Consider the following 22,730-nt stretch of genomic DNA (forward strand, 5'->3'; position numbering starts at 1 on the left):
CTTCGATGGATCCATCCGCGGAGGCCGAGCACCTAGCGTTGAACCATGACGAACCTGACGACCACACCGTTGAGCGCCGAGGTGAAGGTGACGACGGCGAACGCCCACGACGAGGCCGAACATTCGCCGTTCATGGACGATCTGCTGTCCGGTCGATCCGGGCGCGAGGAGTTCGTGCGGCTTACGGGACAGCTCTGGTTCGTCTATGACGCCCTCGAGTCGGCCTGCCGCACCCACGCCGACGACCCGCGCATCAGCCCGCTGATCGACCGCCGACTCGAGCGGCTCCCCGCACTGGAGGCCGACCTGTCCACGCTGCTCGGCGAGGACTGGCGCGACCGGCTCGCACCCCGGCCCGCGACGTCGGCCTACACCCACCGCCTCCGCACCTGTGCACCGCACGAACTCGCCGCGCATCACTACACCCGCTATCTCGGCGACCTGTCCGGCGGGCAGGTGATTCCCACGATGCTGCGCCGGCACTACGACCTCACCGAGGGGATGTCGTTCTACTCCTTCGACGAGATCGACAAGATCAAGCCCTACAAGGACGCCTACCGGGCCCGCCTCGACGACCTCCCCCTCGACGAGGCCGAGCGGCAGCAGTTCCTCGAGGAGGCGGTCGAGGCGTTCGTGCTCAACACCGCGATGTTCGACGACCTGGCCCGCTGAGGCCGGCTCACTCGCGGGCGGCGGGGCGCGCCCGGTCACGACGTCGATTCGAGCAGCTCCAGGGCCCCGCCGGAGCCGCACCGACTGCAACCACTGCAGCGGTGTCACGCCGGTCTCCTCGCGGAAGCGTCGGGCGAAGGTGCACTCGCTCATGCGGGCGCGCCGCGCCATGTCCGCGACCTGGTGCGGCCGGATCCTCCTGCAACCAGGCCCGGGTCGCCGACGTCGAACTCTGCGTGGGCGACGGCACTCCTGCCACTCCATGAGGGCCCGGGCTCGACGGGGTTCTCCGGGTGGCAGCTGTGGTTGTTGTGGGGAGTCCTGGTCGGCGTCGGTGCCGGGTCGATCTCGATGTCGTTCGTGGCCGTCCTCGTCGGTCGGTGGTTCGTGACCAAGAAGGGACTGGTCACCGGCATCCTCACCGCCGCGGGAGCCACCGGTCAGCTGATCTTCCTGCCGATGGTCGGGTATCTCGCGACCGTCGCCGGCTGGCGCGTCCCCGCCCTCGTGGTCGCCGCGGGTGCGCTCGTGATGATCCCGCTGGTCCTGGCGGCCGTGCGCGACCACCCGCACCGGCTCGGACTCGAGGCCTACGGAGCGAGCCCCGAGAACCCGACGCCACCCGAGCCGGTCCGCACGGGCAACGCCGTCGCCGTCGCGCTCGGGACTCTGCGGGAGGCGGCGGGGACGCGCACGTTCTGGTTGCTCGCGGGCGGATTCGCCATCTGCGGCGCGTCGACGAACGGCCTGGTCGGCACCCACTTCGTCCCGGCCGCCCACGACCACGGGATGCCGCTGACGACCGCGGCGAGCCTGCTCGCGCTGGTCGGTCTCTTCGACGTCGTGGGCACGATCGCGAGCGGCTGGCTGACCGACCGCATCGACCCCCGCTACCTCCTGGTGACGTACTACGCGCTGCGGGGCCTGTCGCTGATGGTGTTGCCGCAGCTCCTCGCGCCGAACGTCGAGCCGAGCATGTGGGTGTTCATCATCTTCTACGGCCTGGACTGGATCGCGACGGTACCGCCGACCGTGGCCCTGTGCCAACGCCACTTCGGCGGCCGCGGCGCGATGGTGTTCGGGTGGGTGTTCGCCTCCCACCAGATCGGCGCGGCGATCGCCGCCACCGGTGCGGGCGTCATCCGCGACATCAACGGCGAGTACGACCTCGCCTGGCTCATCGCCGGCGGACTGTGCCTGCTGGCGGCCGTCCTGTCCTTCCTCATCCCCCGGCGCCTCACCCCGGCCGTGCCGCGCCCCGTCGTCGAGGTCCCCTCCTGACCGCACGACCACGAGGCGCGGGCCGGCGCAGCGTCAGAGATTCGTCATCTGCTCCATGGCCTCGGGGTAGCGCTCGCCGTGGACCTCGATGCGGTCGGCGGCCTCGGTCAGCTCGGCCAGCTCCTGCGGCGTGAGCTCCACCTCGGTGGCGCCGATGTTCTCCTCCAGGCGGTGCACCTTGCGGGTGCCGGGGATCGGCACGATCCAGGGCTTCTGCGCGAGCAGCCAGGCGAGGGCGATCTGTCCGGGTGTCACGCCCTTGCTCTCCGCGAAGCGCCGCACGAGGTCGACGACCGCCATGTTCGCGGCCAGCGCCTCCTTCTGGAACCGGGGCAGCCCGGCCCGGATGTCTCCCTCCCCGAAGGTGGTCGACGTGTCGACCGTGCCGGTGAGCAGGCCACGCCCGAGCGGACTGAACGGCACGAACCCGATCCCGAGCTCTTCGCACACCCCCAGGACGTCCTGCTCGGGACGGCGATGGAAGAGCGAGTACTCACTCTGCAGGGCGGTCACGGGCTGGACGGCGTGCGCACGCCGGAGCGTGGCGCCGGCGGCCTCGGACATGCCGAAGTGGCGGACCTTTCCCTCCTCGATGAGCTCCTTGACGGCCCCGGCCACGTCCTCGATCGGCACGTCGGGGTCGACCCGGTGCTGGTAGAGCAGGTCGATGTGGCCGGTGCCGAGACGCGTGAGGGACCCCTCGACCGCGCGACGGATCGACTCGGGTCGGCTGTCGACCCCGTGCCGAAAGCCCCCGTCGGGGTTGATGTCGAAACCGAACTTCGTGGCGACCACGACCTGGTCACGCACCGGCGCCAGGCCCCGGCCGACGAGTTCTTCGTTGTCGTAGGGGCCGTACACCTCGGCGGTGTCGAAGAACGTGACTCCTCGATCCACCGCGCCGCGCAGGAAGGTGACCATCTCCTCCCGGTCCGGGAGCTCACCGAAACTCTGGCTCATCCCCATGCAGCCGAGGCCGACGGCCGATACTTCGAGGCCCTGTCCGAGTGTGCGAGTCTGCATGTCGCTCTCCTTCGGTCGTGCGGATCGACGTCAGTCGCGACGCTACCGGTGCCGGGTCGCCCTCCGCGAGGGTGAGCCCCCTCACTCGACGCTCACGGGGTCCCGGCCTGCTCCTCGCCCCTGGTGGCGGCGCGGTCCAGCCGCACGAGGACGCCCCGATCGAAGGTGCGCATCTCGCTCGGGCGCAGAACTCCGCGATCCTGGGCCCAACCTCCGATCGTCTCCGCCTGTTCGACGGTTCCGAGCTGCAGGAGCGCCGCACCACCGACGGCGAGGTGGGCCTCGACGACCTCCACGCACAGCCGCGCCACGTCCAGGCCGTCGTGGCCGCCGTCGATGGCGGACTCCGGGTCCTCCGGAAGATCGGCCACCCCGGCGGAGGTCACCCACGGCGGATCGGCGACGACGACGGCGAACCGCTCGCGTGAGGCGACGACCTCCTCCAGGCGCCCCAGGCGGACCTCGACCCGATCGGCGAGACCGGCGTCTGCGGCGTTGGCCCGGGCGTGCTCCACAGCGACGGGGTTTGCATCCACGGCGATGAGCCGCCGGTCCGAATCGACGATCGCGAGCAGGCCGATGTGACCGGCACCGGTGCACAACTCCAGGACGTCACCCGCGGGTGCGTGCCGCAGCAGCTCCGCTGCCCACTCCGACTGTGCCTCGGTCCACGGGCGCGGCCGAAGCACCCGCTCGTCGAACGTGATCCGCAGGGAGCCGAAGCGCATCGTCTCCACCCGGGGACGCACGTCGGCCTCACCCACGGCGCACGACCTTGTGGGTGCCGTCGCACCACGGCTTGCGGCTGGACTTGTCACACGCGCACACGGCCACGACGGGACGCGTCACAGGGTGGGAGACCCCCTCGGCATCGAGGATCGTCTCCGCTCCCCGAACGAGGAGGGGACCACCGGGACACATGCGCACGCTCACCTCCCGTGGGCTCGTCACGATGCCTGCCTCTCCTGCGCGGGGGCGGTCAGCGCACCCCACCGCTCGAGCACGCGGGTGGCCGCGACCCCGTCGAGGTACAGGCAGGCCGCCGACCCGAACATGACGTCGTCACGCAGCTCGGGGTGTTGTCGGACCAGACCGCCACAGACGTCACGCAGCGCCACCTGCTCGTGCACGGCGTCGGCCTCGATGTGCTCGTCGAAGTAGGCGGCGGTCTGCTCGGGCAGCCCGACCCGCTGGATGCCGCCGGCGATCTTGCGGCACGGCAGCGAACTGGTCGCCTCGAACGTGGCGAAGTGGCCCATGGCCGCGCCCCGCAGCCGGCGGCGCAGGGCGAACAGGGAGTGCAGGTTGTTCACGGCCAGGGTCTCGGCGCTCACCTGGCCCAGGTACGCCCCGTAGGTGGAGTCCAGACCACACGCCTCCAGCGCGTCGGCATACATCGTGGAGTGCAGCCGCTCCGGGCGGCCGCTGCCGTACTCGTCGTACTGCACCTCGGCCAGTGCGGCCTTCACCGGGCCGTCGAGCCGGCCGAGCACGAACGAGTGCGCGTCTGCCTCCTTGAGTGCATAGATGCTGCGCTCGCGGAGGAACTCGAGAACCTGGTCCTGGGTGGCGTGGCGGTGCAGGTAGGCCGCGAGCGACGGGCTGTCGTCGGCGTCGATGAGAGCACACAGGTCTTCGACGACGTCGTCCCCAGGCAGGTCGGCGAGCATGTCGCGGGTCGCCTCCCGCAGCTCCTCCTCCATGCGCGCCTCCAGCTCACCACGCAACCGGATGAGCTCGGGATCCCACTCCCGGTCCCCCTGCGCGTCGTCGAACCCGCGGTAGTGCAGCTCGAACAGCATCCAGAGGGCCAGCTGCGCGTCCTCGTCGACGAGCACGGTCGCCGGGACCGTGGGCATCTCCGCCAGGTCCTCTCCCGTTCGGAGGCAGCCGGCAACTTTGGCGCTCAAGGACCCCCGGTGTTCAGGGATGTTCATCAAGACCGTCTCCGTTCGTGTGGATCCTGTTGCTCACTGTCGATCCTGGAGGTTGTCCGCGCATCGCGCTCGTCCAGAGACACCCGTGACGGGCCGAGCTGTCACATCACCAGGGCGCAGAGCCGCTCCGGGTGGCGCGCGTCACACCGGCAGTGCCCCGCGCCACCGTCGAGTTCCGTATGGCCGAGATCGAAGAACAACACCGACAACATGGACGACGCCCAGCACCACGAAACCGCAGGTCGACGCATCGGAACCGAGGGTCGATGTCGTCGGTGTTGTTCTTCCGCCACCGGCCCACCACGCTCACTCGACGACTTCGGACAGCTCCAGCCAGCGTTCTTCGAGTTCGGCGAGTTCGGACTCCAGTGCCCGCAGGTCCTCGGAGTGGCGGCGCAGGCCCTCGAAGTCGCTCTGGTCATGTGCGGCCATGCGCTCGTGCACCTTGTCGATGCCGGCGGTCAGCTTGCTCATCCGCCGGTCGACGGCGTTGAGCTCCTTCTGCGCCGCCCGGCGATCCGCGCCGGACACCGCGGCATCCGAGCCTGCCCCGGTCGTCGAGGACCCGGTCGTCGGCGCGGCCGTCCGCCGGCGCTGGGCATCCCGCAGGCGCAGGTACTCCTCGACACCGCCGGGCACGTGGCGCAGCCTGCCGTCGAGGATCGCGTACTGCTGGTCGGTGACGCGTTCGAGCAGGTACCGGTCGTGCGAGACGACGATGAGCGTGGCCGGCCAGGAGTCGAGCAGGTCCTCGGTGGCGGCGAGCATGTCGGCGTCGACGTCGTTGGTGGGTTCGTCGAGGACGATGACGTTGGGCTCGCTCAACAACAACATCAGCAGTTGCAGGCGCCGCTTCTGGCCACCGGAGAGCTCGCCCACCCGCGCGGACAGGTGCTCGCGCGCGAAGCCGAGCCGCTCCAGGAGCTGTGCCGGCGTGTGGTCCTTGCCGTCGATGGTGAACGTCGTCTTCGTGCGCGCGAGCACCTCACGCACCCGGTCGCTCTTGATGTCCTCCAACTGGGAGAACTGCTGGTCGAGCATCCCGATCCGCACCGTCTTGCCGCGCTTGACGCGCCCTTCGGTCGGTTGCAGGGTGCCGCACACGAGACCGAGCAGCGTCGACTTGCCGGCCCCGTTCGCGCCGAGGATGCCGGTGCGATCACCCGGCCCGATCCGCCAGGTGACGTCGCGCAGCACCTCCTTGTCGCCGTAGGAGACCGACACACCCTCGAGATCGACGACGTCCTTGCCGAGCCGGGCCACGGCCAGGCGCTGCAGTTCGATCGGGTTGCGCACCGGCGGCACGTCCTCGATGAGCTGATTGGCCGCCTCGATGCGGAACTTGGGCTTGGAGGTGCGGGCCGGGGCGCCGCGACGCAGCCAGGCGAGCTCCTTGCGCATGAGGTTCTGGCGTTTGGTCTCGGTGGCCGCGAGGATCCGGTCGCGCTCGACCCGCTGCAGCACGTACGCGGCGTAGCCACCCTCGAAGGGTTCGACGATGCCGTCGTGCACCTCCCAGGTCTCCGTGCAGATCTCGTCGAGGAACCACCTGTCGTGGGTGATGACGAGCAGGCCGCCGGTGTTCCTCGGCCACCGCTTCTTGAGGTGATCCGCGAGCCAGGCGATGCCCTCGACGTCGAGGTGGTTGGTCGGCTCGTCGAGGGCGACGATGTCCCAGTCCTCCACGAGGAGAGCGGCGAGCGCAACGCGTCGCCGCTGCCCGCCGCTGAGGTCACCGATGCGGGCATCCCAGGGCACGTCGGCCGCGAGCCCGTCGATGACGTCACGGATCCGGGCGTCACCGGCCCACTCGTGCTCGGCCCGCTCACCGACGACGACCTGCCCCACCGTGGAGTCGGAGTCGAGGTCGTCACGCTGGTCGAGCACACCGAACCGCACCCCGCTGCGGCGCGTCACCCGCCCGGCCTGCGGCTCGATACGCCCCGACAGCATCCCGAGCAGGCTCGTCTTGCCGTCGCCGTTGCGACCGACGATGCCGATCCGGTCACCCTCTTCGAGTCCGAGGGTGAGCGAGTCGAACACGACCTTCGTCGGATACTCCAGGTGCAGCCCTTCGGCTCCCAGCAGATGCGCTGCCATCAGTGCCCTTCTCGCCTCGCGCCGGCGGGCGCGGATGTCTCGTGAGTCAGGGGCGATCTTCGCACTCGACGACCGTCGCGCCCGAAACGGGACCACGCGCCGTGTGCACGCGCGTCGCCGCACCGGAGTTGACGAGCGCGGCGGCCAGGTCGTTCGCGGAGTTCGCGTCCGAGGCGAGAAAGGCGATGGTCGGACCGGATCCGGACACCAGACCACCGAGGGCCCCCAGCATCAGACCCGCGTCACGGACGCTGCGCAGTTCGGGCCGGAGCGAGAACGCCGCCTCCTCCAGGTCGTTGTCCAACCGCGCCGCCACGGCCGCGGACTCACCGGCCCGCAACGCCGCCAACATCTCGGCCGACGACTCGGGCGCCGGCACCTGCTGCCCCTCACGGATGCGGTCGAGTTCGCGGAACACCGCCGGGGTCGACAACCCACCGTCGGCCTGCACGACCACCCATTCGTACCGGCCACTCGTGAGCGCGGCACACACGTTCTCACCCCGCCCCGTCCCCAGGGCCGTCCCCCCGATCAGCGCGAAGTTCACGTCACTACCCAACCTGGCCGCGTACTCGTGCAACCCCTCGACGCCCAGACCGACACCCCACAACGTGTCACACGCCAACAGCGCGGCGGCCGCGTCCGCCGACCCACCGGCCATCCCCCGGCCACCGGAATCTGCTTGTCGATATGCAGGTGCACCGGCTCCGCCTCATCCGGGTACGCCTGCGCCAGCAGTCTCGCCGCCGCCAACGCCAGATTCGAGTCGTCGATCGGCACGCCGTCCGCGTCGACCCCCGCCACCGTCACCCGCCAGTCCTGCGACCGACGCACCGTGACGTGATCCACCAGATCCACCGCATGGAACACCGTCGCCAGATCGTGGTACCCATCCGGCCGCAACGGCCCCACCCGAAGCTCGAGGTTGATCTTCGCGGGCACCCGAACGGTGACGCCACGCCTACCGACCAACGAGGAGATCATGAGGTCACACTAACGCCGCTACGCCACCCCGCTGCGCGTGAGCAGACCCGCTCCGTGGAGCAACTCCGCCGACACCCCTTCGCGGTCGTGCTCTGCCGGGTGGGTTGCTGCGGCCGTGCGCCCCTCTCGACACGGACGAGGCTCCGCCCCCGGGCCGTGGGCCGGGAGGCGGAGCCTCTGGTCGGATCAGAAACGACCGGTGACCGTCTTCGTGCTGCCGAAGTCGCTGACCGTGTTGCCGTTCTGCGTCGAGTCGACGTTCTGGTCGTTCGCGCCCGGGGTCTCACCCTCAAGGTGAGTGAGCTGGGTCGTGACGATCTTCTGCACCAGACGACCCTCGCTCGTCAGGCCGTCACCGAAGCTCAACGTGCCCAGGTACGCCTTCTGCTTCGCGTTGATCGGATTGGCCAAGGTGTAGCGGAACGTACGGGTCGACGTGGCCGTGTCGAACCCCAGGTCACGGACGTGGGCACCGTTCGCCGACGACGGCGTGATGACACGGTCCACACCCTCCGGGCCCTTCACCGTGACGACCTTCACGTCGAAACCGATGATCGGGTACTCAGCGAAGTAGCGCTGGCTACCGACGTTCTTCAGGTTGATCGCGACCAGTCCGGCCGCGCCCTCCGCCTTCAACGACGACACCGAGTAGGACACGGCCAGGTCGTGATCGCCCGGGGCCGCGTGGGCCGCCGGACCCGCGACGCCGAGCGACCCCGCGAGGGCCAGACCGGACGCCACAGCCGCGACACGCAGGCCGCGAGCGGAACCGGAAGAGATGATGCTCATGGTGTTTCTCCTGGTGGATCGGCGGGACTCAGGCGTCGGCGTTGTTCTTGTAGAGCTTGACCTCGACGGCGTTCGACAGCGGCGCCTTGCCCGTGTAGGACCACGGGTTCGACCACGTGCCGTTGATGAGGCACCGCTGCTGCGTGCCCTTGAACGACACGGTGCGGAAGCCGTAGTTGGCCTTACCGGTGTGCCCCACGGGCACCGAGTACGGGCCGATCGTCTGACCCACGGTCCAGGCGAGGGAGTAGGAGATGCTGCCGCTGATCTTGGCCGTCACCCCGGAGAACGACCCGCCGACGTCACCACTGACGGTCGCCGTGATCGTCTGCGTCTTGGAGAGCGTCTGGGACAGGTTGATCGGCGAAGCCGTCGTGTTCTTCGTCTCGATCGACCCGATCGGCTGGAAGTCGTCCTTCACTTCGTAGACGACGGTGCGGTAGTCCTCCCAGGCGTTGCACACCGGGCGCGCGTTGAGGATGTTCGGCTTGATGTGGTCGCTCTTGCGGGTCGTCTCCACGATCGGGAGCTTCGGGTTGACCTTGGGCGTGTCCGGGTAGATGTCGGTCACGGTGCCCGAACCGTCCGGGTAGGTGCCCGGAGTCGGGTCCGCGGCGGCGAAGGCCGCCGTCGTCGGTGTGGCCAGCAGCGCGGCCGCGGCCAATGCCACACCGCCGCGGCGCATCGGAGCAGAGATCATCGCAATTCCTCCATGGATATCGGTAGCCGTGTCCGGGCATACCGAATACGACTCCGTCGACCACGATGAATACCGATGAAGGTCGAGAAGTCGTGCGAGTTGACAGAATCACCCGGTTGATTACCCCCGAGTAGCGGTGGAGTTATCCGGCACTCAGTCGGCGGTCAAGAACCACACATGTCGCTACGAGGGCCGGCGAGACCGGAATCGGTCGATGCTGCCATGCCCCCACCCGGCCAGACCCGCCCCTACCTGCATATTTGCAGACATGTGCGACGTCGAGCATGCATTCCGTGACGGTCGTCACAGCCAGCATTCGCCAGCAATTCTTCGGGTGGCGATACCGCAGGTCGCGCACAATTCACCGGCAGTCCACTTCTTCGGCAGGTGCCACTCCACCCCGCACCGGAAAGCGGACTCCGGATATTCCTCCCGGATGCGCTCACTCGTGAAGGTCGGGATCCTGGATTCCGGTCAGCGCCGCGGCGAGGCGGGTGAAAGCCGTGACGTCGAGCTGCTCCCCGCGGGTCCGTGGGTCGATGTCGGCCGCGACGAGCGCCGCCTCGGCGGCCGGCGCTCCCCCGGCGATCCCCGACAACGCGGCACGCAACGTCTTGCGTCGTTGCGCGAAGGCCGCGTCGACCACACGGAAGACCTGCTCACGCGCGACCTCGGCCGTCGGCGGGTCACCACGGACGATCTCGACGAGGCCCGAGTCCACGTTGGGCGCGGGCCAGAACACCGACCGGCCGACCGTGCCGACGAGCCGGGCACGCCCATACCAGGCGGCCTTGACGCTGGGCACCCCGTAGGTCTTGGAACCCGGTGCGGCACACAGCCGTTCGGCGACCTCCAACTGCACCATGACCAGCACGCGCCGGATGCTCGCGAACCGCTCGAGGAACCGCAGGATGACCGGGACCGACACGTTGTAGGGGAGGTTGGCGACCAACGCCGTGGGCTCCACCGGCAACGTGTCCACGGTGAGGGCGTCCTGGTGGATCACCTCCAGCGCGTCGATGTGCCGCGGGGCGAACTCCGCGACGGTCTGGGCAAGCCGGCCGGCGAGCACCGGGTCGACCTCGACGGCGAACACGCGTGACACCTCGGGCAGGAGCGCCAGGGTCAACGAGCCGAGCCCCGGCCCCACCTCGACGACGACGTCGTCGGCGCCGACCCCCGCCAACCGCACGATGCGGCGCACCGTGTTCGCGTCGACGACGAAGTTCTGCCCCCACTGCTTGGTGGGTCGTAGACCGAGCTCGGTGGCGAGTCCACGCACCGCCCCCGCGCCGAGCAGCCCGCTCGTCTCGGGTGCGGAGTCGCTGGTCATGGGGGTCAGCCTAGGCGAGCGGGGGCGCGGATCGGCACCGGCACCGCCGGAGCGGCCGCCGCCTGGAACCCACCTACTCGAGCAGCCCGAGGTCGCGTGCCAGGGCCACGGCCTCGCCACGCCCGGACGCGCCGAGTTTGGCCAGGATGTTCGACACGTGCACGCTCACGGTCTTGGTGGAGATGAACAGTTCTCGCCCCACCTCACCGTTGCTCCGGCCACGCGCGACGAGGGTGAGCACCTCGTGCTCGCGCGGCGTGAGCTGCACGACCACGCGCCGCGGCGTCTCGGGGTGGGACGGGCTCGGCACCGGGGATCCCGCGGTCGACCCGCCGGCCACTCCCGCCACGGCGCTCCCGAGTTCGGCGGCCAGCGGCGCGGCGCCAAGAGCCCGGGCCGTCTCGATCGCGGCGTCACGTTCGCGGTCCGCCTCGTCCCCACGTCCTGCCGCGGTGAGCACCGAGGCGAGTCGGGAACGGCAGCGCGACTCCTCGTACCGGTCCCCCCTGCTCGCGAACAGCCCCGCGCAGGTACTGAACTCGCCGACGAGCGAGTTGAGGTCGACACTCTCCCCCGCCCGCCACCGAAGATGCGCGTGTTCGGCGCGGGCGCGCGACTCCCAGGCCCGGGCCTCCGTGGTCTTCGGAGGCAGACCCGGCTCGGAGTCCCACACCGAGAGCGCCTCACCGAGCAGCTCCTCGCCCTCCTCGAGCAGAGCCGCCCGCTCGTCGGCACCGGCCAGGTGGGCCCGCGTGGCCAGGTGCCCGAGCAGCAGGGCGTCGAGCCGGACCTCGACCATCACCTGCGCCTGCTCCTCGATCCGTCGCAGATACGTGACGACGTCGCGGCGCAACGCTCGGGCCCCGTCCAGGTCACCGGACCAGCCGTGGGCATCGAGGGCCGCCACTCCCGACTGCACCACCGTCGAGCGGTCGAACTCCCACTGGCTGCGCAGACATCGGAAGATCTTGATGGCCCGACGTCCGCCACGGCCGGCATGCAGCAACGATGCCGCAGCGTCGAGAGGGGCGGCGGCCTCCTCCGAGAGCTCCGCGCCGTGGGCGGCGAGCTCGGCCGCGCGATCCCAGTCCCCGATCTCGTAGGCGCACAGGACGGCCAGCGCCCGCGCATTCGTCGCGTACGGAGACCCTTGGAACCCCGCTCGCTCCGCGATGGCGACGGTGGTCAGGTGCGCATCGAGCGCCTCGCGCACGGCGCCTTGCCGATAGAGGATCTGACCGAGGGTGTACCTCGCGCGGAGCAGCGCCGTGTCGACCTCCTCGCCCCAGTCGTCGACGACCTTGCCGATCGCGGTGAGCGAGGCCCCGCCGTCGGTCTCATGGGAACGCGCCTTGGCGATGATGGCGTCGATCTCGGTGCGCAGGTGTCGCCGCCCGTCGAGGAGGCCCCCGGCGGCCGATCTCCTCGGCATGGACGAGCACCTCCTCCGCCCGGCCGACGTGCCACAACGCCTCGATCCGGCGAGTCAGCAGGTCGACCCTCAGGTCGTCCTCACCGTCCTCCGACGGCGGCAGCAGCGCGAGCGCCTCGTCGACGATCGCGACCCGGTCGGTGGACTCGTCGCTGAAGTGCAGGGCACCTGCGAGGCGGGCGAGGAGTTCGGCGCGCTCGCGTGGCGTGGCGTCGCGTCTCCGGAGACCCGCCCGCAGGCGACTCAGCGCCACAGCCACGCGACCGGAGGCGATGGCCGCCGCGGCGGCCTCCATCGTGAGTCGGTGCACCCGTTCGTCGTCGTCCGCCATCAGACTCAGGGCGTTCTCGAAGTGCCGCAGCGCCTCAGCCGGGCCACCCATCCGACCGGCGGCCCGTCCCGCCGCCTCGGAGCTGTCGATCGCGAGGTCGGTGTCGTGGGCGGCGATCGCGTGGCGGGCCAGGTCGGCGTGGGTGCCCAGCTCGGGCTGTCGTCGCAGGGCGTCGGCGCACGCGCAGTGGTGGCGCACGATCTCACCCGGCAGCAGATCGTCGTAGACGGCCTCCGCGAGGAGCGCGTGGCGGAAGATGTACCCGCCGTCGCGGGTCGGTTCGAGGATGTGGTGGTCGACGATCTCGCGCAGCAACCGGTCGAGGTGCGCGGCGTCGATGCCGGTGCTGGCGAGCAGCAGGTGATGACCGACCCGCCGTCCGACGACGGCGGCACGGCGGACGACGTCCTGCGCGTCCTCCCCCAGTGCGTCGAGGCGGCGCAGGAGAAGGCGGCCGAGATCATCGCTGGTTCCCGTCCCGACCGCGGCGACCATCTCCTCGGCGAAGAAGGCGTTGCCGCCGGAGCGCCCCACGATGTCGGCGACGGTGTCCTCGTCGAGCCGGTCGTCGGCCTCCTGCACGAGCGCCCGCATGGCCTCCTCCGCCAGGGGCGGCACCTCCACGCGCGCGACCCTGAGCCGCGACCACACCGCCAGCGACGATCGCAGCGGATGCCGGCGGTGCAGGTCGTCACTGCGATACGACGCGAGGACCGAGACGGGCCCGGCGAATCCGCGGGTGAAGAGCAGGGTGAGGAGTTCGCGCGTCGACTCGTCGGCCCAGTGGATGTCCTCCACGACGAGCAGGGTCGGCTGCCGCTCCGCAAGGAGTTCGAGCCCGCCGTGGACGGCCTCGACGATCCGGCTCCAGTCCCCTTCGTCGCCCTCGGCCACCGCGCGTCGCGGGAGGAACGCGGCGAGGGAGGGATAGGCCTCGACGAGGCCGTCCACGGTGTCGGGCTCGGCGGCGTCGAGGCGCCCGAACGCCTCGACGAACGGCAGGTAGGACAGGGTGCCGGCGACCTCGCCGACGCAGTGTCCGACGAGGAGACGACGGCGGCGGCCGACCCGCGCGGCGACCACCTCGATGAGGGCCGTCTTGCCGACGCCCGCGTCACCTTCGAGCAGTACGGATGCTCCGGGTGCTCGTGGCGGGTCGACGGTTGTCACGACGTGCTCGATGAGCTCGTCACGCCCGTGCAGCCGCACCTGTGCCTCCATGGGGAGGATTGTGTCAGGCGGGGCGACGGCCGTCAGGGCCTCGACGTTCACCCCGGTCAGGACGCGAGGCGATGATCGGCGCGGTCCGCGCCGCCCGGCGTCTCACCACGGGCTGAAAGGGCTACACCAGGTGCCGCGGCGGGATGAGCGAGGACGTCCGCGCTGCTCGGCGTCGGGTTCTCCTGCGGCTGACGTGCGGGTGCGGTGCGCAGGCCGGCCAGCAGTCGGCGCAGTCGACCGAGGACGTCTGCCGTGCGACTCGGGGCACGCCACCCGTCGGTCCGGTAACCGACGGACAGTGTCTGGAAGCGGTATTCGCGCTCGGCGGCGATGAACAGCGGGTCTCCGATGATGGACATGGTGCCCTCCTCGAGTGGTCGTTCGGACACCACTCACGTTCCGCCGCTGAGGTAGGCGGGCGCCTGCGCCGATCGCCCTATCTCTGCCGGAGATCCTCGGCGTCCTCGACCCTGAGGTACCTCAGGCTCATGCGACACCGGCGGCCCGCCGCCCCCGGGTCGACGTCGTGGGTGCGGAGCGTCGGTACCAGTCGAGGCAGAAGAGCACGATGAGGACGAGATCGATGTAGTCGCCCCCGTAGTACATGAGTTGCGCCCCTTCCTGCGCCTCGATGGCCGGGACACCCAGGGGCGGATGGGCGTACACGTGCTTGGCGAGGATCGCGTGCAGGGCCAGGAAGGCGACGAGCACGACCGCGCGGGCAGGGTGTCCCACGGGGTGCCGGGTGGGGTCGGCCTGCAGGATCGAGGCGGCGAACACCCATCCCGCGAGGAGGACATGCGCGTGGACGAGCACGTGCACGGCGGTCGAGGAGTGCATCCAGCCGTGCAGGGGCGTGGTGTACAGCAACCAGAGTCCGCCGATGTTCAGCGTGGCCGCGGTCACGGGGTGGGTGACGACGCGCACCGGCACGCTGCCCAGCACCGCCGAGAGCCGCCGCGCGCCGGAGACGGGCAGCGCCCTCAGCGCACAGGTGACCGGGGCCGAGAGGACGAGGAGGAGTGGCGCGAGCATCCCGAGCAGGAGGTGTCCCCACATGTGGGCGACGAAGTCGTGATGGCCGGCCACCCCCACGGGCCCGACCGCCACGAGGACGAGGATCACGCCGGCCACCGCGGACGCCGTGCGCCATGCCGGCCACCGGCGGCGTCGTCGTGCGGCCCAGGTCACGCCCCAGAGATAGGCGGCGAGGAAGCAGACGACCGCCCCGCCGACCACGACCGCCGTGACCTCGACGGATGCTCCGGCGTCATGATGAGGCACGGCTCGCCCGCCGTCTCGCCGTCCCCCGGCGCCACACCCACGTACCGACGACGATGAGCAGCACCGCGATCACGAGCCAGACGACGTCGTAGACGACGAGGTTGTCCACCGGCGGATAGGGACCCATCCCCCGGGCGTCGAGATCGGGATCTCGGCGTATCTGATCTGGTGGACGCGCAGGAGCTTGTGGTTGATCGTCCCGTCGAAGAACTGGAACCCGCCGGCGCCGATGAGGACGGCGGGCCACCACCGCGCCACACCGGCTCCGCCTCGTCGGCGCACGTCGGTCAGCAGGAACAACCCGGCGACCGCGGCGAACCATCCGAAGGCGTGGAACAGCCCGTCGGAGACGAGCCCGACCCGCGTGGTGGACAGATCGTAGAAGTGGTGCCAATGCAGGAGTTGATGGAGGACGGCCTCGTCGACGAACGCCGCCACCCCGATGCCGAACAGGACACCGGAGAGCAGAAGCCGCCGATCGAGCGTGCGTGACGTTGCGACGGAGTCACCCATACCGGACACCCTAGGGCCGAGACCTGATCCGCCGCAGCGGAACTCGCGCGCACCCTCCGGTTGCGTCCACCTCACCAGGGTCCGTAGACGTCCTCGGAGGTCGCGGAGATCGTGCGGCACAGGTCGGCCACCGACATCGTCAGCACGTCGGCCATGGCCCGCACCGTCAGGGGCACGAGCATCGGCGCGTTCACGGCGCCCCGATGCGGCGTCGGGGTGAGGTAGGGGTGTCGGTCTCGACGAGGATCTGCTCGGGCGGCACGACGGAGAGCGCGTTGCGCAGCTCGCGGGCGCTCTTGAACGTCACCGTGCCGGCGAAGCTGAGGTAGTACCCCCGCTCGACGCATTCGCGCGCCATCGCCATGTCGCCGGAGAAGCAGTGCATGACGGTCTTCTCCGGAGCGCCCTCCTCGGCCAGGATGCGCAGCACGTCGTCGTGGGCGTCACGGTCGTGGATCTGCAGCACCTTGCCCGTCCGCTTGGCGAGGTCGATGTGCCACCGGAAGGAGTCCTGCTGCGCATCGCGACCCTCCGGCCCGGTGCGGTAGTAGTCGAGTCCGGTCTCGCCGACGACCCGGATGCGCGGGTGCGCCACGAGCCGTTCGATGCTCGCGTACGCCTCCTCGAGGTCGCCGCGTTCGGCGTGCAGCGGAGCCTCGTTGGGGTGCAACGCGACCCCGCCGAGCAGCGCCGGGTGCGCGTCGACCAGGCGCGTCGTCAGCTCCGCGCTCTCGAGGTCGCAGCCGATCTGCACGATGCGATCGACGCCGACGGCCCGGGCATCGGTGATGAGCCGCTCCACGTGGGCCTGCAGGTCGAGCCCCTCACCGGCCGCGTCGTCGTCCCGCCGGATGTCCAGGTGGGCATGGTTGTCGACGACCGGGAGCGGCAACAGATCCGGCCGGGCCGGCGCGGACCGGCCCTCGGTCATACCGAATCCGAGCGCAGACGCTCCAACTCCGCCTCGACGACCTCCGGGTTGAGCTTGGTGAAGACACCCGCGGGTTTGGCGATCGGCGTCCCGACCCGCACCGGCGTCGAGCGCCACTGCGGGAAGTCGGTGTACTCGCCGGTGATGATCGGGTAGGTACGAGCCGGCGGGATCGCGCCCTCGGTGCCGGCGAGGCGCAGGTCGCCCGGCCCCATGTCGAGGACCTCCTCCATGCGCGGCATCGGGGTGAGCGTGCCGTCGCCGCCGAGCACCGCGTCGATGCGGTTGGACGCGTGCGGCAGGAACGGGCTGAGGATGAGGTTGAGGTCGCTGACGCACTGCGCGAGCACGTGCAGGATCGTCAGCAGACGCTCGCGTTGGTCCTCGCCCTTGAGCTTGAACGGCTCGGTGCGGCTGACGTAGCCGTTGACCTCGCCCACGAGCCGCATGGCCTCGGTGATCGCCTGCCGCTGACGGTGGCGGGCGATGAGCCCGCCGACGGTGTCGAACCCGCCGCGCACCGCCGCGAGGATCTCCTCGTCGATCGCCTCGGTCTGACCCATCGGCGGGATCTCACCGACGTTCTTGGCGATCATCGCCGCCGTGCGGTTGACGAGGTTGCCCCAGCCGGCGACGAGTTCGGAGTTGGTGCGCGTGACGAACTCGGCCCACGTGAAGTCGCTGTCCTGCGTCTCGGGGCCGGCGGCGCTGATGAAGTAGCGCAGGGCGTCGGGCTGGTAGCGCGAGAGCATGTCGCGCACGTAGATGACGACGCCGCGGCTGGAGGAGAACTGCTTGCCCTCCATCGTCATGAACTCACTCGCCACGACCTCCGTCGGCAGGTTGAGCTCACCGAAGACGCTCGGCTCACCGCCCTTGTCGCCCCGCCCCATCGACCCGAGGAGTTCGGCGGGCCAGATCTGGGAGTGGAAGGTGATGTTGTCCTTGCCCTGGAAGTAGTACGACACCGCCTGCGGGTCGTTCCACCACTCGCGCCAGCGGTCGGGTTCGCCGAGCCGGCGGGCCCACTCGATCGAGGCCGACAGGTAGCCGATGACCGCGTCGAACCACACGTACAGACGCTTGGTCGGCTGGTCCTCCCACCCCTCCAGGGGGATCGGGATGCCCCAGTCGATGTCGCGGGTCATCGCTCGCGGCCGCATGTCCTTGAGCAGGCCCTGGGAGAACCGGATGACGTTGGGGCGCCAGGAGCCGTCGGCGTCGCGCTCGTCGAGCCAGGCGGACAACGCGTCGGCGAGGACCGGCAGATCGAGGAAGAAGTGTCGACTCTCGACGAACTCCGGTGTCTCGCCGTTGATGCGGCTGCGCGGCTCGATGAGGTCGGTGGGATCGAGCTGGTTGCCGCACGTGTCGCACTGGTCGCCACGGGCGTCGGTGGCGCCGCAGATGGGGCAGGTGCCCTCGATGTAGCGGTCGGGCAACGTGCGGCCGGTGCTCGGGCTGATCGCGCCGAACGTGGGCTTCTCGATCATGTAGCCGTTGGCGTGCACCGCCCGGAACAGTTCCTGCACCACGGCGTAGTGGTTCTGCGTGGTGGTGCGTGTGAACAGGTCGTAGGACAGGCCGAGCGCCACGAGGTCCTCGACGATGATCCGGTTGTTCTCGTCGGCCAGATCCATGGGCTTGACGCCGGCCGAGTCGGCGGCCACGAGGATCGGCGTGCCGTGCTCGTCGGTGCCGCTCACCATGAGCACGTCGTGGCCCGCCATCCGCATGTAGCGACTGAACACGTCCGAGGGGACACCGAATCCGGCGACGTGACCGATATGACGAGGGCCGTTGGCGTAGGGCCACGCGACGGCTGAGAGCACCTTCATGCCTCGATCCTAGTTGCCGCCGATTCTCCGCTCCGAAACGCCGTTCACCGCGCGACCCGGCCGCGACGCTCGACAACGTCCTCGCGAACAGAGATGGAGGTCTAGGGTGGGCCGCTGACCGCGTGCCCGGCACGACGGGACCACGGTCGAGCACGAGTCCGACCGTGCCCCACCGGGACCGGGCGGCTTCGGCGTTCCTCTCCGGCCCGAGAAAAGAGAATCCACTCCATGAGTTCACCCGTGAAGCAAGGGGCGGCACAGCCACGCGAGCAGTGGTCAGGACAACTGGGCTTCCTGCTTGCAGCGATCGGCTCGGCCGTCGGCCTCGGCAACATCTGGCGCTTTCCCGGCGTCGCCTACACCAACGGCGGCGGCGCGTTCCTCATCCCCTACCTCGTCGCCCTCCTGACGGCTGGTATCCCCATCCTGTTGCTCGACTACGCGCTCGGACACCGGTACCGCGGGTCGGCGCCGGCCGTCTTCCGGCGGTTGAACCGGCGCGCGGAGGCCCTGGGCTGGTTCCAGGTACTCATCGCGTTCGTCATCTGCGTCTACTACGCGGTCATCATCGCCTGGGCCGCCTCGTTCGTGTACTTCTCCTTCACCAAGGCGTGGGGCGCGGACCCCGTGTCGTTCCTCGTCGGTGACTACCTCCAGGTCAGCGACCCGACGATCACCTTCGACTTCGTGCCCGGCGTCATGATTCCGCTGGTCATCGTGTGGATCGTCATCCTCGCCATCATGATGGGCGGCGTGCAGAAGGGCCTGGAGAAGGCCAACAAGATCTTCATCCCCCTCCTGGTGATCCTGTTCACCGGTCTCGTCATCCGCGCCCTCACCCTCCCCGGCGCGTTCGAGGGCCTCAACTCCTTCTTCACCCCCGACTTCGCGGCGCTGGCCGACCCCGGGGTGTGGATCGCGGCCTACAGCCAGATCTTCTTCTCCTCTCGATCGCGTTCGGCATCATGCTCACCTACGCGAGCTATCTGCCCCGCCGCGCGAACCTCGGTGGCACCGGTCTGGTGGCCGCGTTCGCCAACTCCTCCTTCGAGATCCTCGCCGGCATCGGTGTCTTCGCGACCCTGGGCTTCATGGCGATGGCCGAAGGGACCACGGTCGACCAGCTGGAAGGCATCACCGGCGTGGGGCTGTCCTTCATGACGTTCCCGACGTTGATCAACGAGATGCCCGGCGGCGAGATCTTCGGCGTGCTCTTCTTCAGCTCGTTGGTCCTTGCCGGCCTCACCTCGATCATCTCGCTGCTCGAGGTCGTCACCGCGGCCTTCCGGGAGAAGTTCGACCTGCGCCGCACCACGGCCGTCGGGGTCGTCGGTGGGATCACGGCCGTGCTGTCCGTCGCGTTCTTCTCGACGACCAGCGGTCTGAACCTCCTCGACGTCGTCGACAAGTACGTCAACGAGATCGGGATCGTGACCTCGGCGATCGTCATGACGCTGCTGGTCACCTACGTCCTGCGGCGCCTGCCGGCACTCCAGCGTCACCTCAACGGCATCTCCAGCATCCCCATCGGTGCCTGGTGGCGGGTGCTCGTGGGTGTCATCACGCCGATCGCGCTGGTCGTCATGCTGACGGCCACCGCCATCGACCTCGTGCGCAACGGCTACGACGAGTACCCGCGCTGGTTCACCGACAGCTTCGGCTGGGGCATGGTGGCGGCGATCATCGTCGGCGCCATCCTGTTCAGCCTCATCCCGTGGCGCACCGACGTCGACGCTCGCTCCGATCACGACGACGAGGAGGGGCCGGCGGTCCAGGCGGTCACGTCCGGGGACGAGGGCGCCTACGGTCACCCGCACGGTCAACACCCCGACACGACCTACCACGCCGGCACCGACCCCGACGTCGCCCGGCCACCGACGCTTCGTCGTGACCCGCGCCGTGGCGACAGGCCCGGTGACCAACACGATCCCACCGATCCCATCGACGACAAGGACGGCCGAGCATGACCCCCATCGCGCTGACGTTCCTCATCCTGTCCATCCTGCTCGTGTGGGGAGGACTCGCCGTCTCGATCATCGCTCTCGTCCGCAGCTCCAAGGGCTCGAACGGTTTCGGGGACGACGTCACCCACGACACTCCGTAACCCCGCTACACGGCCGACGGCCCGCCTCCCCAGTGTGGGAGGCGGGCCGTCGTGCGTGGGTGCGCGCCGTTCATCACCTGATGGCCGCCCCCGCCCGCACGCTCACGCGTTGACGATCTGGGACACGCGGCCTTTGCTCACTCCGAGAGCGCCGGCGATGTCGGCGTAGGAGAGCCCGAAGGCGCGCATCTGCTGCACGGCCTCGTTCCGCGTCGCGCTGGACTTGGCCTGCAACTCGGCGATGGAGTCCGTCAATTCGTGCATGGTGCGGATCGTGTCGGCGATGGCGCCGACTTCGGGGACGATGACCACGCGGCCGTCGTACTCGTCGAGGTCGAGCACCGTGCAGATGTACTCCCGGACCTGCCGGTCGGCCTTGTCAAGGGCGCTCACCTGAGTCACGCCGAGCCCATCGACGTGCAGTTCCCATCCGTGTTCCCACTGATGGGCGGTCACTTCGTACTTCTCGGGCGCGTTCACTGCATCCATCCTTCGGGTAAGCAGGCGAGTTTCTTCTTCGTGTCGGCGACGACTCCTGGGGATATCTCGCGGGTGCGGGTGATGACGGCCATGTGTCGTCCGCAGGGGCAGTACCACTTCTCGTGGTCGCCCTTCCCGGGCACGTCACCGCCCTCATCGCGCGACCTGCCACACGAGACCGTCGTCGAGGTCGGCCCGGTTGGTCGACCACGCGTCACGCACGACGTTCTGCGCCATCGTCCACGGATACCGCTTCGTCGCCCGCGGCATCGAGTCGGCCGCGCGGGCGAGGTAGCCGGCCTTCATGTCGAGCAGCGGGCCGGTCTCACCGATGTCGTCGGGTGGCACGGGCACGACCTGCGTGGCGCCGGTGTCGACGAAACGCCGCAGCACGCGCGCGACCAGGCGCGCCGTGAGATCCGAACGCATCGTCCACGACAGGTTGATGTACCCCACGCAGAACGCCAGGTTGGGCACACCGCTGAGCATCGCCCCGCGGTACACCAGCGCCTCCGAGACATCGACCGGCCGGCCGTCGAGACTCACGTCGATGCCGCCCATGAGCTTGATCCGCAGCCCCGTGGCGGTGACGACGATGTCGGCCTTCACGACGGTCCCGTCGCTCATGCGCACGCCCTCGGGCACGAACGACTCGATGGTCCCCGTGACGATCCTCGCCGTCCCGTCCTTGATCGCCGTGAAGAAGTCGCCTTCGGGCGCGATGCACAGACGCTGATCCCACGGGTCGTACGGCGGCGTGAGGTGCCGATCCACGATCGCCTCCGAGCCCACGCCCGCGACCGCGCCCCGGCGCAGCACCGCCCGCATCGCCCGTGGAGCCCGCTGACACGCCTGATACAGGCCCCACTGCAGCGCCGTGTTCTTGACCCTCATCACCTGGTGGGCGGCGCCTGCCGGCAGTACCCGGCGGAGCACGTCGGCGACGACGTCGTGCCGCGGTTGGGCGAGGACGTAGGTGGGGGTGCGCTGCACCATCGTCACGCGGGCGCCGTCGCGGGCCAGCGCGGGCACGAGCGTGATCGACGTCGCGCCGGAGCCGATGACGGCCACGTCCTTGCCGCGATGATCCACGTCCTGCGGCCAGAACTGCGGGTGGATCACGGGACCGTCGAAGGAGTCGATGCCCGCGAATCCCGCGTCGTGCGGCGACTCGTAGTCGTAGTAGCCGGTGCACACGACGAGGAAGCGCACGACGTACACCTCCTCACGCCCGTCCGCCTCCACCCGGACGTTCCACCGACGGGTGTCCGAGGACCAGTCCGCGGAGAGCACGCGCGTGCGCAGCCGCAGATGGCGGTCGATGCCGTACCGGTGCGTCACCTCGGCCAGATACCGCAGGATCTCCTCGCCCTCGACGATGGAGTCCTTCCCCGTCCACGGGTGGAACGGCAGGGCGAGGGTGAAGAAGTCGGAGTCCGACCGGATCCCCGGGTAGCGGAACAGATCCCACGTCCCACCGATCGCCTCGCGGGAATCGACGATGTCGTACGTGAGGTCGGGGCACCGCTCCTGCAGGCGGTAGGCCACGTCGATCCCCGACAGGCCGGCTCCGACGATGAGCACGTCAGGCTCGCGTTCGATGGGGGTGTTCATGGGGCTCCTCTGCACGTCGTCGTGACCTCGATGATGCGGCACCCTGTGGGTCCACCCCGCCACCGCCCCGGTCCGGATGGATGCACCGACACGTCCCCCGCCTGCGCCCGAACGCACCACGCCGCTCGGCGGCGGGCGTCGTCACCGCCGAAGGCACCGACCG

22 protein-coding genes and 2 pseudogenes are annotated in these 22,730 nt (G+C 69.7%); 4 read left to right on the forward strand and 20 right to left on the reverse strand.

Going from position 1 to position 22,730, the window contains the following annotated elements; all coding sequences use genetic code 11:
• Nucleotides 1-45: 45 nt before the first annotated feature.
• Both QQK49_RS13675 and QQK49_RS13685 read left to right on the forward strand, forming a co-directional pair.
• The gene (locus QQK49_RS13675; protein WP_284304401.1) at nucleotides 46-672 is read left to right on the forward strand and encodes a biliverdin-producing heme oxygenase; all 627 of its coding nucleotides are present in this window, start codon (nucleotides 46-48) and stop codon (nucleotides 670-672) included.
• A gap of 183 nt (nucleotides 673-855) precedes the next feature.
• On the forward strand, nucleotides 856-1,953 hold the full coding sequence (locus QQK49_RS13685; RefSeq protein ID WP_284304402.1) for an MFS transporter: 1,098 nt from the start codon (nucleotides 856-858) through the stop codon (nucleotides 1,951-1,953).
• Between the two features lie 33 nt (nucleotides 1,954-1,986).
• Here the strand turns inward: QQK49_RS13685 and QQK49_RS13690 are convergent, their stop codons facing one another.
• The 17 genes and pseudogenes from QQK49_RS13690 to metG form a co-directional block, all read right to left on the reverse strand.
• Nucleotides 1,987-2,976, reverse strand: coding sequence for an aldo/keto reductase (locus QQK49_RS13690; RefSeq protein WP_284304403.1), 990 nt, complete (start codon nucleotides 2,974-2,976; stop codon nucleotides 1,987-1,989).
• Between the two features lie 92 nt (nucleotides 2,977-3,068).
• The gene (locus tag QQK49_RS13695) at nucleotides 3,069-3,740 is read right to left on the reverse strand and encodes a methyltransferase (protein ID WP_284304404.1); all 672 of its coding nucleotides are present in this window, start codon (nucleotides 3,738-3,740) and stop codon (nucleotides 3,069-3,071) included.
• The gene (locus QQK49_RS13700) at nucleotides 3,733-3,897 is read right to left on the reverse strand and encodes a CDGSH iron-sulfur domain-containing protein (RefSeq protein ID WP_284305906.1); all 165 of its coding nucleotides are present in this window, start codon (nucleotides 3,895-3,897) and stop codon (nucleotides 3,733-3,735) included. The genes QQK49_RS13695 and QQK49_RS13700 overlap by 8 nt, the downstream gene beginning before the upstream one ends.
• Before the next feature lie 26 nt (nucleotides 3,898-3,923).
• Nucleotides 3,924-4,835: an iron-containing redox enzyme family protein gene (locus QQK49_RS13705; RefSeq protein WP_284304405.1), complete on the reverse strand. Its 912-nt coding sequence runs from the start codon at nucleotides 4,833-4,835 to the stop codon at nucleotides 3,924-3,926.
• A gap of 384 nt (nucleotides 4,836-5,219) precedes the next feature.
• Nucleotides 5,220-7,013 carry an ABC-F family ATP-binding cassette domain-containing protein gene (locus tag QQK49_RS13710; protein WP_284304406.1) on the reverse strand — a complete coding sequence of 598 codons (1,794 nt, stop codon included), beginning with the start codon at nucleotides 7,011-7,013 and terminating at the stop codon, nucleotides 5,220-5,222.
• Between the two features lie 46 nt (nucleotides 7,014-7,059).
• On the reverse strand, nucleotides 7,060-7,674 hold the full coding sequence (locus QQK49_RS13715; protein WP_348536189.1) for a hypothetical protein: 615 nt from the start codon (nucleotides 7,672-7,674) through the stop codon (nucleotides 7,060-7,062).
• Nucleotides 7,557-7,997: a hypothetical protein gene (locus tag QQK49_RS22855; RefSeq protein ID WP_348536276.1), complete on the reverse strand. Its 441-nt coding sequence runs from the start codon at nucleotides 7,995-7,997 to the stop codon at nucleotides 7,557-7,559. Before QQK49_RS22855 ends, QQK49_RS13715 begins: the two co-directional genes overlap by 118 nt.
• Nucleotides 7,998-8,183: 186 nt before the next feature.
• Nucleotides 8,184-8,786: a hypothetical protein gene (locus QQK49_RS13720; protein WP_284304407.1), complete on the reverse strand. Its 603-nt coding sequence runs from the start codon at nucleotides 8,784-8,786 to the stop codon at nucleotides 8,184-8,186.
• A gap of 28 nt (nucleotides 8,787-8,814) precedes the next feature.
• The gene (locus QQK49_RS13725) at nucleotides 8,815-9,486 is read right to left on the reverse strand and encodes a hypothetical protein (protein ID WP_284304408.1); all 672 of its coding nucleotides are present in this window, start codon (nucleotides 9,484-9,486) and stop codon (nucleotides 8,815-8,817) included.
• 442 nt (nucleotides 9,487-9,928) lie between these two features.
• The gene (gene rsmA, locus QQK49_RS13730; protein WP_284304409.1) at nucleotides 9,929-10,819 is read right to left on the reverse strand and encodes a 16S rRNA (adenine(1518)-N(6)/adenine(1519)-N(6))-dimethyltransferase RsmA; all 891 of its coding nucleotides are present in this window, start codon (nucleotides 10,817-10,819) and stop codon (nucleotides 9,929-9,931) included.
• A 73-nt stretch (nucleotides 10,820-10,892) separates the two neighbouring features.
• Complete coding sequence (locus QQK49_RS13735) at nucleotides 10,893-12,251, reverse strand: helix-turn-helix transcriptional regulator (protein ID WP_284304410.1); 1,359 nt, start codon at nucleotides 12,249-12,251, stop codon at nucleotides 10,893-10,895.
• Entirely contained in the window at nucleotides 12,157-13,803 is a 1,647-nt protein-coding gene (locus tag QQK49_RS13740; RefSeq protein WP_284304411.1) for an ATP-binding protein, read from the reverse strand. Before QQK49_RS13740 ends, QQK49_RS13735 begins: the two co-directional genes overlap by 95 nt.
• Before the next feature lie 56 nt (nucleotides 13,804-13,859).
• Nucleotides 13,860-14,162, reverse strand: coding sequence for a hypothetical protein (locus tag QQK49_RS13745; protein ID WP_284304412.1), 303 nt, complete (start codon nucleotides 14,160-14,162; stop codon nucleotides 13,860-13,862).
• Nucleotides 14,163-14,289: 127 nt separating this feature from the next.
• The gene (locus tag QQK49_RS13750; RefSeq protein ID WP_284304413.1) at nucleotides 14,290-15,087 is read right to left on the reverse strand and encodes a cytochrome c oxidase assembly protein; all 798 of its coding nucleotides are present in this window, start codon (nucleotides 15,085-15,087) and stop codon (nucleotides 14,290-14,292) included.
• A gap of 69 nt (nucleotides 15,088-15,156) precedes the next feature.
• Complete coding sequence (locus tag QQK49_RS13755) at nucleotides 15,157-15,600, reverse strand: DUF2243 domain-containing protein (RefSeq protein ID WP_284304414.1); 444 nt, start codon at nucleotides 15,598-15,600, stop codon at nucleotides 15,157-15,159.
• A 71-nt stretch (nucleotides 15,601-15,671) separates the two neighbouring features.
• Nucleotides 15,672-16,531: pseudogene (locus tag QQK49_RS13760) on the reverse strand (TatD family hydrolase).
• Entirely contained in the window at nucleotides 16,528-18,369 is a 1,842-nt protein-coding gene (gene metG, locus QQK49_RS13765) for a methionine--tRNA ligase (protein WP_284304415.1), read from the reverse strand. Before metG ends, QQK49_RS13760 begins: the two are co-directional and overlap by 4 nt.
• Before the next feature lie 228 nt (nucleotides 18,370-18,597).
• Between metG and QQK49_RS13770 the strand changes: the two are divergent.
• A pseudogene (locus QQK49_RS13770) lies at nucleotides 18,598-20,336 on the forward strand (sodium-dependent transporter).
• Nucleotides 20,333-20,473 (forward strand): methionine/alanine import family NSS transporter small subunit, encoded by a 141-nt coding sequence (locus QQK49_RS13775; RefSeq protein WP_284304416.1) that lies wholly within the window; start codon nucleotides 20,333-20,335, stop codon nucleotides 20,471-20,473. Before QQK49_RS13770 ends, QQK49_RS13775 begins: the two are co-directional and overlap by 4 nt.
• Nucleotides 20,474-20,575: 102 nt before the next feature.
• On the opposite strand, the gene QQK49_RS13780 is transcribed toward QQK49_RS13775, so the two are convergent.
• The 3 genes from QQK49_RS13780 to QQK49_RS13790 are packed head-to-tail and all read right to left on the reverse strand — an operon-like array spanning nucleotide 20,576 to nucleotide 22,567.
• The gene (locus tag QQK49_RS13780; RefSeq protein WP_284304417.1) at nucleotides 20,576-20,953 is read right to left on the reverse strand and encodes a hypothetical protein; all 378 of its coding nucleotides are present in this window, start codon (nucleotides 20,951-20,953) and stop codon (nucleotides 20,576-20,578) included.
• Nucleotides 20,950-21,096, reverse strand: a complete 147-nt coding sequence (locus QQK49_RS13785; RefSeq protein WP_284304418.1) for a type II toxin-antitoxin system HicA family toxin — start codon at nucleotides 21,094-21,096, stop codon at nucleotides 20,950-20,952. Before QQK49_RS13785 ends, QQK49_RS13780 begins: the two co-directional genes overlap by 4 nt.
• Before the next feature lie 10 nt (nucleotides 21,097-21,106).
• Nucleotides 21,107-22,567: a flavin-containing monooxygenase gene (locus tag QQK49_RS13790; protein ID WP_284304419.1), complete on the reverse strand. Its 1,461-nt coding sequence runs from the start codon at nucleotides 22,565-22,567 to the stop codon at nucleotides 21,107-21,109.
• Nucleotides 22,568-22,730: the final 163 nt, after the last annotated feature.

It is taken from the genome of Mobilicoccus caccae (assembly GCF_030161635.1).
In the GTDB taxonomy this organism is placed as follows: Bacteria; Actinomycetota; Actinomycetes; order Actinomycetales; family Dermatophilaceae; genus Mobilicoccus; species Mobilicoccus caccae.